This window comes from Hyalangium versicolor (assembly GCF_020103695.1).
Taxonomy (GTDB): Bacteria; Myxococcota; Myxococcia; order Myxococcales; family Myxococcaceae; genus Hyalangium; species Hyalangium versicolor.
On the sequence record NZ_JAHXBF010000001.1, the window covers coordinates 143,847 to 163,345 of the forward strand.

General features: G+C 67.6%; 17 protein-coding genes. 9 read left to right on the forward strand and 8 right to left on the reverse strand.

All coding sequences use genetic code 11. The features are described 5' to 3' along the window. Positions 1 to 28: 28 nt before the first annotated feature. From KY501_RS00525 to KY501_RS00540, 4 genes are all read left to right on the forward strand, one after another. Positions 29 to 319 (forward strand): hypothetical protein, encoded by a 291-nt coding sequence (locus KY501_RS00525; protein WP_224360348.1) that lies wholly within the window; start codon positions 29 to 31, stop codon positions 317 to 319. Continuing rightward, positions 255 to 623 (forward strand): Smr/MutS family protein, encoded by a 369-nt coding sequence (locus tag KY501_RS00530; RefSeq protein WP_224360349.1) that lies wholly within the window; start codon positions 255 to 257, stop codon positions 621 to 623. Before KY501_RS00525 ends, KY501_RS00530 begins: the two co-directional genes overlap by 65 nt. Beyond that, on the forward strand, positions 616 to 2,268 hold the full coding sequence (locus KY501_RS00535; RefSeq protein WP_224360350.1) for an alpha-amylase family protein: 1,653 nt from the start codon (positions 616 to 618) through the stop codon (positions 2,266 to 2,268). Before KY501_RS00530 ends, KY501_RS00535 begins: the two co-directional genes overlap by 8 nt. Before the next feature lie 96 nt (positions 2,269 to 2,364). After that, the gene (locus tag KY501_RS00540) at positions 2,365 to 2,865 is read left to right on the forward strand and encodes a hypothetical protein (RefSeq protein WP_224360351.1); all 501 of its coding nucleotides are present in this window, start codon (positions 2,365 to 2,367) and stop codon (positions 2,863 to 2,865) included. A gap of 32 nt (positions 2,866 to 2,897) precedes the next feature. Here KY501_RS00540 and KY501_RS00545 read toward each other — a convergent pair whose 3' ends face one another. The 6 genes from KY501_RS00545 to KY501_RS00570 form a co-directional block, all read right to left on the reverse strand. Further along, positions 2,898 to 3,785 carry a hypothetical protein gene (locus tag KY501_RS00545; RefSeq protein WP_224360352.1) on the reverse strand — a complete coding sequence of 296 codons (888 nt, stop codon included), beginning with the start codon at positions 3,783 to 3,785 and terminating at the stop codon, positions 2,898 to 2,900. Positions 3,786 to 3,932: 147 nt separating this feature from the next. After that, a complete protein-coding gene (locus KY501_RS00550) occupies positions 3,933 to 6,701 on the reverse strand; it encodes an SNF2-related protein (protein WP_224360353.1) in 2,769 nt (922 codons plus the stop codon). A gap of 230 nt (positions 6,702 to 6,931) precedes the next feature. Then, entirely contained in the window at positions 6,932 to 7,780 is an 849-nt protein-coding gene (locus KY501_RS00555) for a hypothetical protein (protein WP_224360354.1), read from the reverse strand. 102 nt (positions 7,781 to 7,882) lie between these two features. Beyond that, positions 7,883 to 9,208, reverse strand: a complete 1,326-nt coding sequence (locus tag KY501_RS00560) for a DUF58 domain-containing protein (RefSeq protein WP_224360355.1) — start codon at positions 9,206 to 9,208, stop codon at positions 7,883 to 7,885. Next, complete coding sequence (locus KY501_RS00565; protein WP_224360356.1) at positions 9,205 to 10,140, reverse strand: AAA family ATPase; 936 nt, start codon at positions 10,138 to 10,140, stop codon at positions 9,205 to 9,207. The genes KY501_RS00560 and KY501_RS00565 overlap by 4 nt, the downstream gene beginning before the upstream one ends. After that, a complete protein-coding gene (locus tag KY501_RS00570; protein ID WP_224360357.1) occupies positions 10,140 to 10,886 on the reverse strand; it encodes a hypothetical protein in 747 nt (248 codons plus the stop codon). Before KY501_RS00570 ends, KY501_RS00565 begins: the two co-directional genes overlap by 1 nt. 351 nt (positions 10,887 to 11,237) lie before the next feature. On the opposite strand from KY501_RS00570, the gene KY501_RS00575 reads away from it, so the two are divergent. Next, positions 11,238 to 13,304, forward strand: coding sequence for a peptidylprolyl isomerase (locus KY501_RS00575; RefSeq protein WP_224360358.1), 2,067 nt, complete (start codon positions 11,238 to 11,240; stop codon positions 13,302 to 13,304). 7 nt (positions 13,305 to 13,311) lie between these two features. Here KY501_RS00575 and KY501_RS00580 read toward each other — a convergent pair whose 3' ends face one another. Next, positions 13,312 to 14,433 carry an HD domain-containing phosphohydrolase gene (locus KY501_RS00580; protein WP_224360359.1) on the reverse strand — a complete coding sequence of 374 codons (1,122 nt, stop codon included), beginning with the start codon at positions 14,431 to 14,433 and terminating at the stop codon, positions 13,312 to 13,314. Between the two features lie 247 nt (positions 14,434 to 14,680). Here KY501_RS00580 and KY501_RS00585 point away from each other — a divergent pair, with 247 nt between their 5' ends. The 4 genes from KY501_RS00585 (at position 14,681) to KY501_RS00600 (ending at position 18,856) form a co-directional block, all read left to right on the forward strand. Beyond that, positions 14,681 to 15,682 carry an NAD(P)H-dependent amine dehydrogenase family protein gene (locus tag KY501_RS00585; RefSeq protein WP_224360360.1) on the forward strand — a complete coding sequence of 334 codons (1,002 nt, stop codon included), beginning with the start codon at positions 14,681 to 14,683 and terminating at the stop codon, positions 15,680 to 15,682. 22 nt (positions 15,683 to 15,704) lie between these two features. Continuing rightward, the gene (locus tag KY501_RS00590; protein WP_224360361.1) at positions 15,705 to 16,154 is read left to right on the forward strand and encodes a MaoC family dehydratase N-terminal domain-containing protein; all 450 of its coding nucleotides are present in this window, start codon (positions 15,705 to 15,707) and stop codon (positions 16,152 to 16,154) included. Beyond that, positions 16,154 to 16,807, forward strand: coding sequence for a MaoC family dehydratase (locus KY501_RS00595; protein WP_224360362.1), 654 nt, complete (start codon positions 16,154 to 16,156; stop codon positions 16,805 to 16,807). Before KY501_RS00590 ends, KY501_RS00595 begins: the two co-directional genes overlap by 1 nt. A 201-nt stretch (positions 16,808 to 17,008) precedes the next feature. Continuing rightward, positions 17,009 to 18,856, forward strand: a complete 1,848-nt coding sequence (locus tag KY501_RS00600) for an acyl-CoA dehydrogenase (RefSeq protein WP_224360363.1) — start codon at positions 17,009 to 17,011, stop codon at positions 18,854 to 18,856. Between the two features lie 98 nt (positions 18,857 to 18,954). On the opposite strand, the gene KY501_RS00605 is transcribed toward KY501_RS00600, so the two are convergent. Continuing rightward, entirely contained in the window at positions 18,955 to 19,434 is a 480-nt protein-coding gene (locus KY501_RS00605) for a protease (RefSeq protein ID WP_224360364.1), read from the reverse strand. Between the last annotated feature and the right edge of the window lie 65 nt (positions 19,435 to 19,499).

Here is a 19,499-nt window from a genome sequence, read left to right on the forward strand (position 1 = left end):
TGCACACCTCTTGCTAGAAGAGGGATCCATGAAGCCACTCATGATGGCGGCAATCGTGGTGCAGCTCACTTCCGCGGGAGGCGCGGGCAGTGGGCAGACGCGCGAGCAGGGGTCCGGCTCCACCATGAAGGACGTGGGAAAACACTTCACCGCCCTGAGGACCGAAGTCACCTCTCTGTCCCAGCAATTCCGCGAGGCTCGGGAGAAGGCCCGGCTCGAAGCCGAGCGGAGGAAGCAGGAAGCTGACGGCGCTTATGTCCCGCAGAACCAGCGAGCCGCCGTCCCCGCCGCTCCTCCCGGAGGAGGAAGCTCCCTCTGAAGATGAGGTGGTCGAACTTCCCGTCGATGGGAACCTCGACCTGCATCTTTTTCAGCCTCGGGACGTGAAGGATCTCGTCACCGAGTACTTGTGGGCTTGTCGTCAGAAGGGCCTGCTCGACGTTCGCATCATCCACGGGAAGGGCACGGGCGCGCTGCGCCGCACCGTCCACGGCCTGCTCCCGAAGCTCCCCGAAGTGGAATCTTTTCAGTCCGCCAGCGAGGCCGATGGAGGGTGGGGCGCCACCTGGGTCCGGCTGAAACCTCTGGCCTCCCCCGTGCAGGGGAAGCCCGGGGATGATTGACGATCTCTGGTACAAGAACGCCATCGTCTACTGCCTGGACGTGAAGACGTTCATGGACTCCAACGGCGATGGCGTGGGCGACTTCGAGGGACTCGCGCGTCGGTTGGGCTACTTGGCGGGTATGGGCGTCAACGCGGTGTGGTTGCTGCCCTTCAATCCCTCGCCCATGCGGGACAATGGCTACGACATCACCGACTACTATGGTGTCGATCCGAGAATGGGCTCGCTGGGGGATTTCGTCGACTTCACCCACGAGGCGAAGAAGCACGGCATCCGGATCCTGATGGATCTGGTGGTGAACCACACCTCGGATCAGCACCCGTGGTTCAAGGCGGCGGTGAGGGATCCGCGCTCGAAGTACCGGGACTGGTACATCTGGTCGAAGCAGAAGCCTCAAGGAGCGGACCAGGGCATGGTCTTCCCGGGCGTGCAGAAGACCACGTGGAGCTATCACCCGAAGGCGAAGGAGTACTACTTCCACCGCTTCTACAACTTCCAGCCGGATCTCAACATGTCCAACCCGGAGGTGCGGACCGAGCTCCAGCGCATCATGGGCTTCTGGCTGGAATTGGGGGTGTCCGGGTTCCGGATGGACGCGGTGCCCTTCGTCATCCAGCGCGAGGGCGCTCACGGGCGGCACACCGAGCAGTACGAGATGCTGCGGAACATGCGGACGTTCCTGCAGTGGCGGGCTGGGGACGCCATCCTGCTCGCGGAGGCCAACGTGCTTCCGGACAAGGACGTCGAGTACTTCGGGGACGAAGGCGACCGGATGCACATGATGTTCAACTTCCTGGTCAACCAGCACGTGTTCGGCGCGCTGGCCACCGGGGAGGTGCGCGGGCTGGCTCGGGCGCTCGATCGCACGCGGGTGACGGAGGAGACCTCGCAGTGGGCTCACTTCCTGCGCAACAACGATGAGCTGGATCTGGGGCGGCTCTCGGAGGAGCAGCGCCAGCGGGTGTTCGAGGAGTTCGGCCCCGAGCCGCGGATGCAGATCTACGATCGAGGGTTGCGACGCCGGCTGGCGCCGATGTTCGAGGGAGATCGGCGGCGGCTGGAGCTGGCCTACAGCCTGATCTTCACGCTGCCGGGGACGCCGGTGCTGCGCTACGGGGATGAGATCGGCATGGGGGAGGATCTATCGCTCAAGGAGCGGGCCTCGGTCCGCACGCCCATGCAGTGGTCCACCGAGCCGAACGCCGGTTTCTCCGCGGCGAAGAAGACGATCCTTCCGGTGATCAAGGAAGGCCCGTTCGGCTACTCGAAGGTGAACGTGGCGGAGCAGCGAAGGGATCCGAACTCGCTGCTGAACTGGACCGAGCGCATCATCCGCGCGCGCAAGGAGTGTCCGGAGATCGGCTGGGGCGAGTGGCGCGTGCTGAAGACGAGCTCTCCGCATGTGCTGGCGCTGCGGTACGACTGGCGGAACAACGGGGTGGTGTTCCTCCACAACTTCGACGCGAAGGGCCGGAGCGTCACATTCGGGGCCGGGAGCGCGAATGGAGGGATGCTGGCGAACCTGCTCTCGGGAGACCACTCGCAAGCGGATGGGCGCGGGCAGCACCGCGTGGAGCTCGAGGGCTACGGCTACCGGTGGTACCGCGTGGGCGGGTTGGACTACATCCTCAAGCGCTCCAGGTAGCTCGGATCGCGGGCGACGGGCCGAGGGCTCGCAGGTCCCTTGGCTCGCGCGAGCTCGCACGCCCATGTTTGGGCTTGGACAACGGGCGAGACGACCATGCGAAAGACAATTCTGGCAGCGACTGCCGCTCTGGTGGCCTGGGGAGTGGCCAGCACAGCGAGCGCTCAGACGACGGACAGTACCCAGCAGCAGGCGCCGGGCAGCTATCAGCTTCAGCAGCCGCTCACGGGGAGTTATCAGGTTCAACAGCCCCTGACGGGGACCTACCAGCTCCAGCAACCCCTGACGGGGAGCTATCAGCTCCAGCAACCGCTCACGGGCACCAGCAGCTTGTCGACGGACAGCAGCACGATGATCGGGAGCAGCAGCCTGTTGACGGGCAGCAGCCTGACCGGGAGCACGGGCCTGGACTCGTCGCTCAGCACGGGCTTCCAGCAGCCGATGAGCAACTACGTGCTGCAGCAGCCGACCGCGACCAGCTACGGCTACCAGCCTCCGCCGTTGGAGAGCTCTCCCTTGCTGCAGCCCTCAACGGGCAGCACCAGCGTCCTCCAGCCGCAGGTGGGGGGCACGGGGACGCAGCAACCGGGGCAGTAGAGCGCAGGACCGGTGTACGGTGGGGCTCTTACTCAGCGGCGGACGAGCCCCACATGCTGGAGCCATGAGGGCGCGTGCACCGTCTTGGAGAACAGGTGCTCCGCGCCCATTCCCAGCGCGAAGGCCGCTGCCGCGAGGAGCGCCACCGTGAGCCTGGCGCGGGGGGAGCGCCGTGGCGGCAGGGACACGACAGCGGCGGGCTGGCGAACCTGCGGCTGCGGCACGGGGTTGAACTGGGTCGTCTCGAAGTCGCCGGTGTCGGGGGCGAGGAGCACCAGCCGGATGCCGCCGTCGAACAGCGTATCCATCAGCTTGTTGAGGAAGCGCTCATACTCCTCTTCGGAGATGTCGGGCTCGTCGCCGTAACGGTTCTCGTGCATCAGCGCCATCACGCCGTAGCTGCGGACCTGGGCCTGCTTGCGCGAGGCGTCCAGCCAGCCGCACAGGATCGCGGGCTGCGTCTCCTGGCTCGGGGCGAGCAGGAGGGGCTCTCGCTGCTTTCGCTTGCCGCCGGCCTTGGATGAGGTCAGCGTGCCGATGCGCAACTGGTAGCGGCTGGAGCCATACAGGCGCTGCGTGAAGGCCGAGCGAAGGAAGTCCGTGATGCTCGAGCTCTGCTTCGCGGCCAGCTTCTTCGGCGCCGCCACGGGCATCGGCCGATCCTTCGGCGCGCGCAGCGAGGGCGTCACGCTGGGCTCGTCGTCAAAGTCGGGCACTGGAGGCGGCAGCGGCGTGTGGCGGCGCTGCCTGAGCTCCGCGCTGGAGACTGCTCGCGAGAGGAGAGGGAGCTCGGACAGCAGTTGATGGGCGTCCTCCTCCGCGTCCCAGGGGAGCTCCCGGTTCGGACTCATCGCGAAGCGGGTGCCCGTCTTCCGTGCGCTGAACGCCTGGGCACCCGGATCCCGCTGCTTGCTGGCCATGACCGTTCCTCCTGAGGCGTAGAGCACCACCGCGCACAGGAACCTCTAATGTATTTCAGGTTGCTACATCAAGAGGGGAAGGAAGGAAATGTATGTCCAGACAGGCAGGGTGTTCGAGCCTGCTGGAATTCAGCGGTGGAAGAGGAATCAGCTCAGCCAGAAGTAGGCGGAGGCGATGAGCGAGCGCTTCTCGGTCACCTTCGCCTTCTGCATCAGGTCGGCGATCTGCCGGTCCTTGGCGGCGTAACGCTTCTCCTCTTCATTGCGGAGCGAGGCCAGCTTCTTGCGGTACTCGCGCTCCAGGCGATCCGAGTGGGCTCGGGCCTTGATGCGGTCCGCGGCCTCTTCGGCGGCCATCACCGCCTTGCGAGCCTCGACCCACTGCTCGCGAGCCTTCTCCACCGCCTCGCGGGACTCGAGCAGACAGTCCTCCGCGAAGCGATCCGCGCGCTCGCGGGCCCGGTCGAGTTCCCAGGCATTGCGGCGCTCGGCGGCGCGGATCAGCTCGTCCTTGGCCGAGAGCAGGGCCTGCTCCTGCATGAGGGAGACGGAGACGCCTTCGGGCTGCCGGCGCTTCTCCACCTTGGCCGAGAGCTTCACGAAGTGCGCGCCGTCGGGCACCGGCAGGGCTCGGAAGCCACCATCCTTCTCGCGCACGAGCACCAGGTGGACGAGCTTCTCCTCCGGCTTGATGCCCGATAGCTCGAACTTGTAGACGAACCACCAGCCCTCGCTGCCGGCCAGCCGCGCCAACCGGGAGGGCAGGCCCGCCGCATCGAGCTGCAGGTAGTTGATGGCATCGTGCGTCCTGTCGCGCACGGCGTAGGCGGCCTTGGCCACCTGGAGCCGGCCCGAGGCGCCCTTGCCCAGCACGGAGCCCGTGAGAGCGCGAGCCTCCTGCTGCCGCCGCGCGAGCACTTCCTTGGTCTGCTCGCTGGCGAGCTTCAGCCGGCGGCGCACGTCTCCATCGAAGCGCTCCAGCACCACGGAGCGCATCTCGGTCATGCGCGTGCTGATGCGCTGCTCCATGTCCGAGCGCAGCTTGTCGAACGCCGCGTTGATCTCTTCCGGGCGGCGGCAGGACTGGTAGATGTCGAGCACGCGCCGCTCGAAGTCCACGCCGCTCTCCAGGGCGCCGAGGATCTCGTCCGAGGCGCCGAACACGCCATCGAAGAGGTTGAGCTTCTTCTCGAGCAGCTCGAAGAGGCGGGCATCCGCGGCGTTCTGCCGGTTGAGGAAGTTGATGACCAGCACGTCGCGCTGCTGGCCGTAGCGGTGGCACCGGCCGATGCGCTGCTCCACGCGCTGGGGATTCCACGGCAGATCGTAGTTCACCACCAGGTTGCAGAACTGGAGGTTGAGGCCCTCGGCGCCAGCCTCGGTGCAGATGAGGATCTGCGAGCGGTTGCGGAAGTCGTCCACCAGCGCGCGCCGCTCCTCGGGAGTGGCCGCTACGTCCCCGGACAGCAGGGAGATCTTCCCCCGGTAGCCGTGGTCCGAGAGGAGGTTGAAGAGGTACTGCTGCGTGCGTTTGGACTCGGTGAAGATGAGCGCCTTCTCCGGCCACTGGTGCGCCTTCATGACCGTGAAGGTGCGATCCAGGGCGCGCTTGAGCGCCTCTCCCTTGGCGTTCACCTTGATGGAGTCGGCCAGATCCGCGTACTGCTTCAGCTCCCACACCTCGTTCTGGAGCAGGCGGACATTGGTGGGCTTGGCGGGATCATCCGACCACTCCTCGCCCTCCTCGGCGTACTGCTTGGCCTCCTCGGGCTCGAAGAGGGCCAGGGCCTGGGCGCCGAGCTTGGCCGCCTCGAGGCGCTTCTCCAGGTTGTCGGAGAGCCGCCGCAGGGTGGGGGCGATGGCGTAGGTGGAGGAGGCGAGCAGCTTGCGGTAGCAGAGCGTGAGGAGCGTCTTCTTGCCCGGCTCGATCGCCGCCGCCTCCGAGCGCCGGAGGTATTCGCTGACCTTCTCGTAGAGATCCTGCTCCTCGGGTGAGGGGGCGAAGTCCTCCACGATGCTGCGGCGGTTGGTGTAGCGCACGTACTCGCGCACCTGGCGGCGCAGCGTGCGCTGGACTACGGGGGACAGCCGCTCCTTGAGCTCGGCGACGGCGTCCTCCTTCAAGCCGCCGCACTCCGGGTCCACCTGGTAGCGGGTGCGGAAGGCGTGCTCGGGGCCGAGGATCTGCTCGTCCAGCAGCGACATCAGCCCGAACAGCTCCATCAAGTCGTTCTGCAGGGGCGTGGCGGTGAGCAGCAGCTTGGGGCGGCCCTGGAGCGCGGCTCGGAGCGCCTGGCCCGTCTTGTGGCCCTGCTTGTGGACGTTGCGCAGGCGGTGCGCCTCGTCGATGACCACCACGTCCCAGGGGATCTCCGCCACGAGCGCCGCCTTGTTGGCCGCGAACGGGTGCGAGCAGATGACGGGGAAGGGCTGATCGAAGCAGTTGCCGGTGGCGCGCACCGTGCGGCCATCCACGAGGACGGACTCGAGATCGAACTTCTCCTTCAGCTCGCTGTTCCACTGTGCCCGGAGCGTGGCCGGGGCGAGGATGAGGATGCGCGTCTTTCCCTCGGCCATGAGCTGGCCGATGGTGAGGCCCGCCTCGATCGTCTTCCCGAGGCCCACCTCGTCCGCGAGCATGCAGCCACCGCGCGACAGCGAGTCGAGCGCGAACGCCGCGGCCTCCACCTGATGCGGGTTGAGGTCGACCTTGGCCTCGGACAACGCGTTGGCCATGCGCTGGTGCGAGTCCGCGCTGCGGAGGGTGAGTTCCTCCGAGAGCAGCCGCTCATGAAAGGGCGTGAGAGGCCGTCCAGGCTCTCCCTCGCTCCGCGCCGCCGTCGCCGCCGCCGACACCTCGACTTCGACTCTCAAACCCCGTGCGACCTCCGCACCCAAGACCCTGTCTCCATCCATTCGCGAGCACACCGCCACTCATGGCGGGCGCGTCCGTTCTGACGCGGCCGACATTTTGGGAACCAAGATCGCCCTGTAAAGGGGGTCTTTGCCGAGGCCGAAAAATCGGCTCCGGAGCGATTGGCACGGTTCTTTATCAGCGACGCGGTGGTGCGTGCGAATTGAAGAGGTCCCCCACAATGGACTTGACGGCGGGAACGCGATGACTCTCGCGACGTGAGGACAGGGAGTCAGTGCTGCGGTACCAGCACGAGCATCCTGGGACTGTCGAGGAACTGCTCGTTCACTCGGGGTCTGCGCAACATCCAGTTCTGGTCACCATCCTGCACCATGTCCCCTTCGCCGAACTGGGTATCGACGTCGCGCATGGTGTGGAGCATGGCGTTGAACAGATCCCGAGTCTGCGCGATCTCGCCAGTGCCGCGAACATGCAGGGCCAGGTCCGGCAGGTTCATCAACGGCGCCCCACAGGTGCGTACCCAGATCCCGTCCCATCCGACCACCTGCATCGTCACGAAGCCCACGAAGAGCGAGGGCAGGGGCAGGCTCCGCAGCAGCTTGTCCACATCTCCCCCGGCGTGGGGCACCAGCGGCTGAAGGGGGAAGGAGGTATAGGCGCTCGCGTTCACCACGACGAACGCTCCCAGGGGCACCAACCCCACCGCGATCATGGCGAGTGCCACATACTGCTCGAGCGGGTCCTTCTCCTCGCCTCGGTAGAGGAGAACGATGTGCGAGACGTGGGCCAGTGCCCGGGTCTTCAGATCGTCTCCGTAGTGGGAGATGGCCACGGTGTTCTCCATGGCCTCGGGAACCATGGGAGCGTCCACGAGCGTGATCTGCACGACGTGGTGTTTCCATCGCACGCGCCCCATCTGCATCACGTTCGGGGCGATGGCGCCGCTGCGCACCTCGGCGCGCACCTGTGCCAGCGACGGATGCAGCTTGTGCAAGGGTTCCACCAGCCTGTCGGCTGAGATCCCGATCTGCTTCGGGAGCAGGAGCTGAAGGCTCAAGGGGCTCTCCTGCTTGGGGGGAGCTTCCTTCGGCCGGATCATGAGGAGCTTGCGAATTCCCATGGTGCCCACCTTACAAGGCGGCCAGATAAGGGCCAACCTGATAGGTGGGTAGGATTCCCGCAATCCGAGCCGGAGTCCAGTCCGCACGGGGCGGGCGCCAGCTCAGAGCATTCCGCGCGACTTGACGTGCAGGTAGGTGTTGATGGCCGCGGCGCCAAATCCCCGAGCGGGGGCGCGCACGACCAGTACGCCCGCATCCCGCAGCGTCACCGCCGTGCGCCGGTACTCATCCTCCAGGCGCGCGGCGGCCTGACGGGTGTAGGCATCCTGAGGCTCGCGGGGCACGAGCGTGGCAGCGGCCTGGAGATCCTCGTCCAGCAGCGAGGCCACGAGGGGCAGGTGGCGAGGCCTCAGCATGAGCGTGCGCGCCACCAGGGAGCCCGAGGCATCCGGGTCCACCAGGTCGGTGAAGAGCACCACCAACGAACGGCGCGAGCTGCGCGCGAAGGCGAAGTCGTACGCGCGGCCGTAGTCGCTCTCCTCCAAAGCTGCCTCGGCGCGGTAGAGCGCCTCGGTGAGCAGGCGCAGGTGCTCGCGGCCCTTGCGCGGGGGCAGGTAGCTGCGCACGTCACTGGCGAAGGCGAGTACGCCCACCAGATCTCCGGCATCCAGGCTCACCTTGGCCAGCCGCAGCGCCGCATCCACCGCGTGGTCCAGCTTGCGGCGGCCGTCCACCTTGCCGGCCATGTGGCGCCCACAGTCCAGCAGCAGCAGCACCGGCTGGTTCCGCTCTGGCTGGTACACCCGCACCATGGTCCGGGCTCGCCGCGCGGAGGCCTTCCAGTCGATGGTGCGGTAGTCGTCCCCGATGCGGTACTCGCGCAGGGACTCGAACTCGCGGCCCTCGCCTGGGCGGCGCTGGGGCCTCTCGGCGGGTGCATCCGACGCGCGCGCCAGGGCCAACGCCTCCTGCGTCAGCGCGGTGAGATCCGGGTACACCTTCACCACCCGCTCGGCGGGGATGCGGACCTGTCGCGCGCACAACCCCAGCGGGCCCATCAGCCGCAGGTGGAGATCCCCGAAGCGCACGTCCCCGCGAGCCGGTGGTCGCACCGTATAGGTGATTCGCGTCGGCCGGAGGCCGGGTGCCACGGAGAAGGGCTGCCGGTGCCCCTCCACCGCCACTTCCACGGGAGCCTCGTCCCGGAGCTCGCCGCGGATCGGCGCGCCACGCAGGCAGGTGAGCTCCACGTGCACGGGGTTGTCCACGCCCGAGCGCAGGATGGGCTCCACCTCGCGCCGGAGTTCCACGTCCGAGGCCCGAGGAGCTCGCATGAAGTCCACCACACACAGCGTCACCACGGCCACATCGAGCGCCAGCGCCAACCATGCGAAGGCAGGGCTGGCCACGGCCAGGGCCGAGGGCACGAGCGTCGCCGCCAGCAGCGCCACGGCGAGCCCGGTGGGGACGGGGCGGCCCAGGCTCACCGGGGGACCTTCACCTGCTCCAGGGTCTGCCGCAGCACCTCGTCCGGGGTGATGCCTTCCACCTCGGCCTCGGCCTTCAGGAGCAGGCGGTGGTTGAGGACGCTGGGCACCACCGCCTTCACCTCGTCCGGGGTGACGAAGTCCGAGCCCTGCAACGCCGCGCGCGCCTTGGCCGCGGCCAGGATCGCCTGCGCCGAGCGGGGAGAGGCCCCCAGGCGCACCCTCGGGTTGGCCCGTGTCTCGCGGGTGAGCTTCACCACGTAGGCGAGGATGGACTCATCGCAGGTGATGCGAGCGGCTCGGGCCTGCAACTCCGTCAGCGTGGCCACGTCCAGCACCCGCTCCACCGAGGCGGCCCGGCCCTCGCGCTGGTGGAAGCCTCGCAGCATGGTGACCTCCGCGTCCGCCTCCGGGTAGCCCACGCGCACGCGCATGAGGAATCGGTCCAACTGGGCCTCTGGGAGCGGGTAGGTGCCCTCCAGCTCCAGCGGGTTCTGCGTGGCCACCACGAAGAAGTGCGGCGGCAGTGGGTGCGTGGTGCCGTCGATGGTGACCTGGCGCTCCTCCATGGCCTCCAGCAGCGCGGCCTGCGTCTTGGGCGGAGTGCGGTTGATCTCGTCGGCCACCAACACCTCGGTGAAGACGGGGCCTCGCACCAGCCGGAAGGCGTTCTCCGTGGGGTGGAAGACGTTGGTGCCGAGGATGTCCGTCGGCATCAGGTCCGGGGTGAACTGGACGCGGGTGAACTGAAGCCCGAGCGCGGCGGCCATGCTGCGCGCGGTGAGCGTCTTGGCCACGCCCGGCACGCCCTCCAGCAGCACGTGACCGCGGGCGAGGAAGGCCGTCACCAGATCGGTGATGACATGGGGTTGGCCCACCACCGTCGCATCGAGCGCCGCCGTGAGCCGGGAGAGAGGAGTATCGCTGGGCATCAGCGCTCCTTCAACCCCAGCACCGAACCCGTCAGCGCTCCAATGGCCCCCAGCAGTCCGAGGAACGCTCCGAAGCTGGGGGAGGAGTTCAGGACCATCCGGTTGCCGATGGCGGAGGGCACCTCGGTGTTGATGAACGACATCTTCAGGAAGATGACGGTGTAGAGGACGCAGAAGAACGACATGCCGATCTGCGCTCCCCAGGGCACCATGGGGTTGAACTTGGGCATCGTCCGGCGCACCCGGACGAAGATGGCGCTGATGACGACCGCCGCTCCGAGCAGCGTGCCGATGCCCGAACTCATGAGCCCCAGCACATCCCCATCCACGGCCGTCTCCTTCCAGGGCAGGAAGCAGGACAGGGCGGCGACACACGCTCCCGCGAAGGCGATCTTGTCCGGACGCGACAGCTCGCCGACGAACTCGCGCGCATCCGAGATGAGTTCCTCGGGCGCCACGATCTTCCCGGTGGTGTTGGGGCCGGCGTAGCCCTTCTGCCCTGAGTTGGGGTACGGAGGATACTCCGGCGCGGGGCGCGGCTCCGTGTCGTCCAGCTCCGCGAAGGGATCCGAGGCCTTCTGCGGCGCCGGAGCGGGGCGCACTGCGGGGACGGAGCGGCTGACCGTCTTGCTCACCGCGCGCACATTCGTCTTGCTCTTCGGGGATCCTTCCGCGCTCTTGGCGGTCTCGCTCGTCACCGCCTTGATGCCGGGGCGCGAACCCGTCTTGCCCGGCGAAGTCGTCACACGCCGCGTGCCCGTGCTGGTGACGGGGCGCTGCTGGCCGGAGCTCGCGGTGCGCGCCGGAGGAGCGGCAGGCGCGGCCTTCCGAGGATCCGGGAACGCGGCCGTGGACTCTTCCTGGTCACCCGCCGGGACTGGCGGCTCCGAGGAGAGGAACGAGGAATCGATGATGTAGTCGCACTTGGGGCAGATGGACGTGCCATTTGCGACCTGGGTGCCACAGCCGGGGCATTTCAGGGCCAGAGCTCCTGAGAGGAAGACGGAACTCCATTGTCTGGCGCCGCGTTTTTCAAGTCAAACGTGTTGGGTTGTAACCCCTGGATTTCAGCGGAGATTTGGCCTACGCCGCCCCTCATGTCCTACCCGCCCTCTCGCGTCGGTGCGTGCCTGCTACTCGTGGCCAGCCTGTCGGCGTGCTTCCGGAGCGCTTCTCCCTCGAAGGATGCGGACTCCGAGGCGATGGCTCGCATCGCGGAATGGGAGGATCGCCGCTCGCTGGGAGAGGGGCAGCTCCTGACGTGGGCGCGGGGAGAGTGGGGGGCGAAGGTGCAGGTCCGGGCCCTGCGGGCGCTGGCTCGGATCCAGGATGCCGCGACGCTCGAAGTCATCCTCGCCAGTCTGGCGGCCAGGGAGCCGGAGGTTCGGGATGAGGCGGCCTTTGCGGCGGGAGAGCTGGCGCTCTCGTGGGAGCCGCTGCCGGACGAGATGAAGGCCCGGCTCACGGAGGCGCTCCGGGCCGCCGAGGTGACGGAGTCGGATGGGCAGGTGCGGCGGACGCTCCTGGAGTCTTTCAGCAAGGTGACGACTCCCGGCGCGGTGCAGCGTCTCATCGAACTGCTGGGAGATACACGGGAGGGCGTGGCGGGACGCGCGGCGCTGGCCCTGGGCGTGGCGGCGCGACGAGGGGCTTCGCTCGCGGACGTGCCCGTGGAGAAGGTGGGCGCGTTGCTGGCGGCAACCCAGTCTCAGGAGACTCGGTACGGCGCCACGTACCTGCTCGCCTACGTCCGGCGTCCTGCTGCGCTGGAACTCCTGCGCCAGTGTGTCTCGGACGCGTCGCCCGAGGTCCGAGCCATCTGTGCGAAGGGCTTCCCGGACGTTGCAGGGCAGGAGGATGCGAACGTGCTGGGCCGGCTGCTGGAGGACCCGATGGCTCGGGTGGCCGCCGAGGCAGCGCGCTCGTTGGCGAAGCTCTCGGGTAGCTGCAGCGGTCCGTGTGCCACGCTGGAAGCGCTGCGCGGCTTGAAGCGTCAGGCGAGCGCCGTCGCGGCGGGGAACTCCGCTGCGGGGCATGCGCTCCTGGCCGTGGCCCAGCAAGGGCTCCCACCTTCAGGGCGTCCCGTGTTCGAGGAGCTGCGGCGTTCGCTCCGAGAGGCATCGCGAGGAGCCTCGGAGGTGGCGCTCGATGACGTGGCATGGCTCGACTGCCGGCTGGCGGCCGCCATGGATCGGCAGACAGGAGCGCTCGCCGAGGTGCTGCGCTGTGGAAATGAGCGGATCCCCGAGGCACGGCGGTTGGCGCTGGGACTGCGCGAGGTGGCGCAGACGACGGGGCAGGGAGGCGCGAAGGACGCGGTGGCGTGGCTGAACCATCCGGACGCGCGGGTGCGCATGGCCGCGCTGGATGCGCTGAGCTCCCGTCCCGTGCCGGAGGCGCTGGAGTCCGTGCGAGCTTTGATGAAGGGGGAGGACCCGGTGGTTGCGGCGGCGGCCGCGCTCGTGGCGGGCAAGATGAAGGCACTGGAGGCCTTGCCCGAGGTCCAGGCCCTGGTGGCTCGTGTGCCTCACGAGACGGATCTGGCCGAGCCGGTCGGAGGTGCGCTCGTGGCCCTCGTAGGGAAGGAGGCCGAGCCTGTCCTGCGCACGTGGCTCGTGCACTCGCACGCCAACGTGCGGCGCGTGGCGGCCGAGCTGCTCACGGGCCTGACGGGCCAGCCCGTTCGCTCTGCACGCGTGGAACTCCCGGTGGGAGCATTCCGAGCATCCGATGCGCCGGATGGAGCGAAGCTCACCTTCCGCACGCGCAAGGGAGACTTCAGCGTGGCCCTGGACTCGCGGGAGGCGCCAGTCACTTCAGGCAACCTCTACGCCCTGGCGCGCAAGGGCTACTTCCGCGACATCACCTTCCATCGCGTGGTGCCGGACTTCGTGGCGCAGGGAGGAGATCCACGCGGAGACGGGGAGGGTGGCCCGGGTTACTCCATCCGCTGCGAGGTGACGCGCATCCCCTACGAGCGAGGCGTCATCGGCATGGCGCTGTCGGGCAAGGACACAGGGGGCAGCCAGTTCTTCTTCACGCACACCCCGCAGCCACACCTGGACGGGCGCTACACGGCCTTCGGCCGCGTGGTGTCGGGCATGGAGGTAGTGGACGCGCTGCTCGAGGGAGACGTCATCCTCGAGGTGCGCGCCGAGCCCTGACGGCCCATCAGCTCCCGGTGGCTTGCCTTTGGGGCGGCGCCGGGGTCAGCGGGTGGGGGAGGTTGCTGAAACGCTCGAGTTCCTCGGCCTCCATGGCCTCCACCTGGCTACGGATGCGTATCCACTCCGTGTCCGGAATCCGCAGGAACGCCGCCGCGAGCGCCGGATCGAACTGCGTGCCGCCGCAGCGCTCGATCTCATCGCGCGCCACCTGCAGCGATCGGCCCTTGCGATAAGGCCGATCCGAGGTGATGGCATCCAGCGTGTCCACGATGGCGAAAATGCGAGCGCCAATCACAATCGCTTCGCCCGTGAGGTTGGCCGGGTAGCCCTTGCCATCCCACCGCTCCTGGTGCTGCAGGACGATGAGCGATGCCTCGTGCAGGTACGGCATCTTCGCCAGCATCCGGAAACCGAACTCCGGGTGCTTGCGCATCTCCACCCACTCATCGGGCGTCAGCGGACCGGGCTTGAGCAGGATCGAGTCCTTCACGCCGATCTTCCCGATGTCGTGCAGCAGAGCGCCCTGCTCGACGATATCCAGCGCTGCACCCTGCAGGCCGATCTCCTCGGCCAGGCGCCGCGCATACAGCGACACGCGCCGCGAGTGCCACTGCGTCTCCGTGTCCCGGTAGTCCAGCGCGCTGATGAGCCCGTCCAGCAGGCCCGTGGTGCGCTCCACCACCAGGCGCTCGAGATCCCGGTTGATGTTCAGCAGCTCTTCGTTCTTTTGAGCCACCTCACGAGTGAGCCGCTCGTTGGCCTCCACCAGCCGGAAGTGCTCGAAGGCTTGCCGCACGCTGCTCGTCAGGTCCGCCAGGGACCAGGGTTTGCCCAGCAGCCGGAACACCTCGCCGCGGTTCACGGCCTCCGAGGCGGTGCGGAAGTCCGCGGCCGCCGTCAGCATCAGCCGCACTGCGCGCGGGTTCTTCTCTCGAAGCGCCGACAGCAGCTCGATGCCGTTGAGGTACGGCATCATGAAATCCGTCAGGACGACCTGAAACCCTTCTTCCCGGGCGGCCTGGACGGGATCGCTGTGCGTGACAACCTCGTACCCCTCGGATTGGAGGATGCGCGAGAGCGCGGCGAGGATGCGCACGTCGTCATCCACCACGAGGATGCGGTCCATGAGATGAGGGTCTCCAGCAACAAAGTCTGGAGAGGGTTATACACGCGTTCACTCCGCAGCAGACAGGGGGGGGCCCCTCACATTGGACTTCAGTCCAGGTTTGCAAACCCGGGAAACTGCTAGCAAATAGCCAGCTCCGCACGTCCTTGACAGCCACGTCATGCTTGCCTGCCCGGCAGGGGGTGGTTTATGGTGCGCGGCGACGTTGTAAATGAGTCTAACCCCTTGAATTCTGGAGAGTTCTCCGATGGCTAGAGCCCCCGCAGGGCCGGTCCCGGTGGTGGTCATGGGGCTTGGGTTCATCGGGCAGGAGATCGCGCGGGCCGCGCTGGCCTCGGCCGAGGTGGAGTTGATTGGTGCGGTGGACACCAGTCCCCAGCTCGCGGGCCGCCCCCTGGCGGACGTGCTGGGTCAGCCGACGCCGAAGCTCAAGGTGGCCGATTCGCTGGAGCGCGCGCTGGGCCGCCGTCGCGGCGCGGTGCTGCTGCATGCCACCGGATCACGGCTGCCCCAGGTCATGGAGCAACTGCTGGACGCGCTGAAGCTCGGCGTGCCGGTGGTGTCCACCTGCGAGGAGCTGGCCTTCCCCTTCCTGAAGTACCCGGAGCTGGCCACCAAGCTGGACAAGGCCGCGCAGAAGGCCGGCGTGGCGGTGCTGGGCACCGGCGTCAACCCGGGCTTCGTGATGGATCGCCTCGTCGCCACGGCGGGGCAGGCGTGCGGCGCGGTGCGGCGTGTCTCCATCACCCGCGTGGTGGATGCGCGCACCCGGCGCGAGGCCCTGCAGCGCAAGGTGGGCGCCGGGCTGACCGAGGACGAGTTCTTCGCCCTGGTGGACAAGGATCAGCTGGGCCACGTGGGCTTGGTGGAGTCCGCCGCCCTGTGCGCCCTGGGGCTCGGGCTGGACTGCGACGACTATGAGGAGGAGGTCGCTCCGGTGCTGGCCGAAGAGGACATCACCGGCGGTGCCTTTCCCGTGCGCCAGGGGCGGGTGGCGGGCATTTTCCAGTCTGTCGTGGGTTTGGAGGATGAGCAGGAGCGGGTCCGGCTGGAGTTGACGATTGCTGTCGGTGCGGACGATCCCAAGGATCGCATCGAGATCGACGCGGACCCTAAAGTAGTTGTGGAGATCCCAGGGGGGATTGCGGGCGACAGGGCCACCGCGAATACGCTGGTCAATGCCGCGCCACGCTTGACGGCCGCCGAGGCCGGGTTGCTGACCGTGCTCGAGCTTCCTGCCGGTCGCTAAAGAGAAGCATCAGGGAGGGGAAATGCTGGACAAGAACGCGATTGGCCGCTCCTCGCCGCCGACGCTCAACGAGGTGGAGAAGGGCTCCATCCGACGCTTCGCGGAGGCGATCGGCGACTACAACCCCATCTACTATGACGAGGAGTACGCCCGGGCGTCCGGCTACCCCACCATCGTAGCGCCGCCCACCTTCCCCGCGTCGTTCCACTCGGCGGCGGACTTGCGAGAACTGCTCGGGGTGGGCATCAAGAGCCTGCTGCACGCCGAGCAGGGCTTCGAGTACGAGCGTCCCATCTTCGCGGGGGACCGCATCTACGTGGCCACCAAGGTGGCGGACGTGCTGGAGCGCAGCGGCCCAGCGGGGAAGATGGACGTGGCCGTTATCGAGGACGAGGGGCGTGACGAGGAGGGCAATCTGGTGTTCCGCGCCCGCCGCACCCTCATCGTCCGTGCCTCGAAGGAGAATGCCTGATGCCCGCGCGCAAGCTGTACTTCGAGTCCGTCCGGGTCGGCGATGAGCTCCCGGCCCTGGCCAAGGCACCGGTGGATCGCGTCCAGCTCTCCCGCTACGCGGGGGCCAGCGGCGACTACAACCCCGTGCACGTGGACGAGGTCTACGCCAAGAGCGTGGGCATGCCCTCCGTCTATGCCCCCGGCATGCTCATCATGGGCATGCTCGGCCAGCTCATCAGCGACTGGGCGCGCGGCGGCCAGCTGCGCCGCTACGGCGTGCGCTTCATCAAGATGGTGTGGCCGGGCGACACCGTGGTCTGCAAGGGCCGGGTGAGCGACCGGCACGGCAGCGGCGGCCGCTACTTCGTCGAGATCGATCTCTGGGCGGAGAACCAGCGCGGCGAGCTGCTGATGAAGGGGCAGTCCGTCATCCAGCTCTTCTACTCGCTGGAGGACGAGAACCGGCAGCGCTCGGGCCAGGCTCCCATCGTCGTGGAAGTGCCGCGCGAGAGCATCCTCGCTCCCCAGGCAGGCGGGCAGGGCGACGGGACGGAGACCGAGGAGACGGGCGCCAAGAAGGCTCCGAACAACACCAAGAAGTCCGCGAAGACGGCCACTGCCGGGCCGCCGACGCCGGCTCCCATCGCGGCCGCCAAGAAGCTGAAGAAGTAATCCCCAGAAGCCCTGGGCATGAAAACCCAGCACTCTCGCTGGGTTCCGGACACACCGGCGGGAGTCGTCTGCCCGCTACACGACGCGAGGCGTCACTTCCGGTTGACTCTAGAATCAATCGACGTAACACTTTTCCTGTCTCACGGGCGCCGCTGACCATTCGTATGGCCAGGCAGCGAGCCCCTTTTGATGGGAGAGGCCATGTCCGCCGGAATCAACCACTACAAGACAGACCTTCGGGAACTCTTCTTCACCCTGTTCGAGCAGTTCGGCTTCGAGCAGGTGGCGGGACAGGCGCCCTTCGAAGCATGGGGCCCCGATGAGGCCAAGGCCGTGATCCAGGAGACCTACCGGTTCTCCAAGGAGGTGCTTGGGCCCTTGAACACCACGGCTGATCGCGAGGGTTGCCGCATCGAGAACGGCACCGTGATCACCCCCAAGGGCTTCAAGGAGGCCTGGAAGCTGCTCTGGGAGCAGGGCTTCAAGACGGTGGGCGTGGCCACGGATCACGGTGGCCAGGGCGCGCCGGCGATGCTGCAGGTGGCGGTGGAGGAGATGCTCTGCGGCGCCAACACGGCCTTCAACATGTACCCGGGGCTGACGTTCGGCGCGGCGGAGGTGATCTCCGAGTGCGGCACCGCCGACCAGAAGAAGCAGTACGTGGAGAAGCTGCTCAACGGCACCTGGGGCGGGACGATGTGCCTCACCGAGCCGCACGCGGGCTCGGACGTGGGCTCGGCCAAGTCGACCGCCCGCCGCAACCCGGACGGCTCCTACACGATCCGCGGCACGAAGATCTTCATCTCCGCGGGTGATCACGATCTGGCGGAGAACATCATCCACCTGGTGCTGGCCCGTGTGGAGGGTGCGGCGCCGGGCACCAAGGGCCTGTCGCTGTTCATCGTTCCCAAGATGCGCGTGAACGCGGACGGCTCCTCGGGCGAGTCCAACGACGTGAGCCTGGGCTCCATCGAGCACAAGATGGGCATCAACGGCTCGGCCACCTGTGTGCTGAACTTCGGCGAGAACGACAAGTGTGTCGGCGAGCTGGTGGGCGGCGTCGAGCACGTCGGCATGAGCCAGATGTTCAAGATGATGAACGGGGCTCGTATCGCCGTGGGCATCCAGAGCCTGGGGCTGGCCTCGGCGGCCTACTACAACGCTCTGGAGTACGCGAAGGAGCGCAAGCAGGGCGGGCACTTCTCCAAGTTCAAGGATCCGACGGCGCCGCGCGTCTCCATCCTCGAGCACCCGGACGTACGCCGCATGCTGCTGGAGATGAAGGCGCACGTGGAGGGCATGCGCGCGCTGATCGTCAAGCTGGCCATGCACACGGACAAGGCCAAGCAGCTGGCTGGCAAGGACGATGATCGCGCTGCCTATCACCGCGGCCAGGTCGAAGTTCTGACTCCGCTGGTGAAGGCGTACTCTTCCGACCAGGCCTTCCGGCTGACGGCGCAAGCCATCCAAGTGTATGGCGGTGCGGGCTTCGTCAAGGACTACCCGGTGGAGCAGTACTGCCGCGACTCGAAGATCTTCTCCATCTACGAGGGCACCAACCACATCCAGGCCATGGACCTGGTGGGCCGCAAGCTGGGCCAGGCCGGTGGCGCGCACTTCCAGCAGTTCATGGAGGATGTGGGCGCGTTCATCGAGGCCAACCGCGAGCACAAGACGTTCGGGGCCGAGGTGAAGCAGCTCGCGGCGGCGCAAGAGGGGCTCATGTCGAGCGCCATGGCGCTGCTGGGCTGGTCGCAAGAGCCGAGCAAGGTCGCGCTCATCCCGCTGTCGGCCAACCGCTTCCTGCAGATGATGTCCGAGGTGGCGGTGGGCTGGCTGCTGCTGGACGCGGCGGTGCTGGCGGAGAAGTCGGCCGAGAAGCTGTCGGCCACGGATCCGGACCGGGCCTTCTACGACGGCAAGAAGTGGAGCGCGCTCTGGTTCGCGCGCAACGTGCTGCCCAACGTGGAGCAGGCGGCGCGGCTCATGGCCCAGGAGGATGCTTCGGCCATGCAGATCCCCGACGCCGCGTTCGCGGCCTCGTTGTAGTCCGTCCCGGGCTCCACTTGGGAGCCACGGGCGGTTCCACACCGGCCACTCGGGTCTTCACCCGGGTGGCCGTCGTGTTTCAGAGGGTCGGCGGGAGCTCAGGGAGCGGTGACCGTCAGCTGCACCTCGGGGCACTGGAACGGCACGGAGCGGTGCTGGTCCAGGGGACGAGGCACCTCGGCCTGCTGGGTGGTGGCGTCCATCAGCGGGCCCCCGTAGGCGATGCGGTAGTTGCCCGGCTGCGAGAAGTCGTAGGCCAGCGACGCCTCGACCTTGATCTCGGCGGTGGTGCCCGCGGCCACGGTGGCGTAGTCGTTCACCGACGGATTGCCTCGCTTGATCATGGGCCCCTGGTAGAGCACCTCGGCGCCGTCGCGGGTGATCTCCAGGAACTTGCTGCGCGGCTCGCCCTCGAACGGTGAGCGCCACTTCAGCACGTACAGGGTCTCCGCCGTGGAGTTGGTGATCCGGAACGTCAGCACCACGGGCTCTCCGGCCTTCACGCTCGGAGGCGCGCTCAGCTCGCACTTCAGCGAGCCACCCGGCTTCGTGGCGTCCGTCTCCTGGGCGGCTGTCATGTCCGCTCCCTCCTTGTGTGCCGTACAGGCGCCGCTGCCGAGCGTCAGGCAGCACAGCGCGATCC

Coding starts and splice junctions, on each gene's coding strand:
- KY501_RS00525 (WP_224360348.1), top strand. CDS start 29: ATGAAGCCACTCATGATGGCGGCAATCGTGGTGCAGCTCACTTCCGCG.
- KY501_RS00530 (WP_224360349.1), top strand. CDS start 255: ATGTCCCGCAGAACCAGCGAGCCGCCGTCCCCGCCGCTCCTCCCGGAG.
- KY501_RS00535 (WP_224360350.1), top strand. CDS start 616: ATGATTGACGATCTCTGGTACAAGAACGCCATCGTCTACTGCCTGGAC.
- KY501_RS00540 (WP_224360351.1), top strand. CDS start 2,365: ATGCGAAAGACAATTCTGGCAGCGACTGCCGCTCTGGTGGCCTGGGGA.
- KY501_RS00545 (WP_224360352.1), bottom strand. CDS start 3,785: ATGGCCAGCAAGCAGCGGGATCCGGGTGCCCAGGCGTTCAGCGCACGG.
- KY501_RS00550 (WP_224360353.1), bottom strand. CDS start 6,701: ATGGATGGAGACAGGGTCTTGGGTGCGGAGGTCGCACGGGGTTTGAGA.
- KY501_RS00555 (WP_224360354.1), bottom strand. CDS start 7,780: ATGGGAATTCGCAAGCTCCTCATGATCCGGCCGAAGGAAGCTCCCCCC.
- KY501_RS00565 (WP_224360356.1), bottom strand. CDS start 10,140: ATGCCCAGCGATACTCCTCTCTCCCGGCTCACGGCGGCGCTCGATGCG.
- KY501_RS00575 (WP_224360358.1), top strand. CDS start 11,238: ATGTCCTACCCGCCCTCTCGCGTCGGTGCGTGCCTGCTACTCGTGGCC.
- KY501_RS00580 (WP_224360359.1), bottom strand. CDS start 14,433: ATGGACCGCATCCTCGTGGTGGATGACGACGTGCGCATCCTCGCCGCG.
- KY501_RS00585 (WP_224360360.1), top strand. CDS start 14,681: ATGGCTAGAGCCCCCGCAGGGCCGGTCCCGGTGGTGGTCATGGGGCTT.
- KY501_RS00590 (WP_224360361.1), top strand. CDS start 15,705: ATGCTGGACAAGAACGCGATTGGCCGCTCCTCGCCGCCGACGCTCAAC.
- KY501_RS00595 (WP_224360362.1), top strand. CDS start 16,154: ATGCCCGCGCGCAAGCTGTACTTCGAGTCCGTCCGGGTCGGCGATGAG.
- KY501_RS00600 (WP_224360363.1), top strand. CDS start 17,009: ATGTCCGCCGGAATCAACCACTACAAGACAGACCTTCGGGAACTCTTC.
- KY501_RS00605 (WP_224360364.1), bottom strand. CDS start 19,434: ATGACAGCCGCCCAGGAGACGGACGCCACGAAGCCGGGTGGCTCGCTG.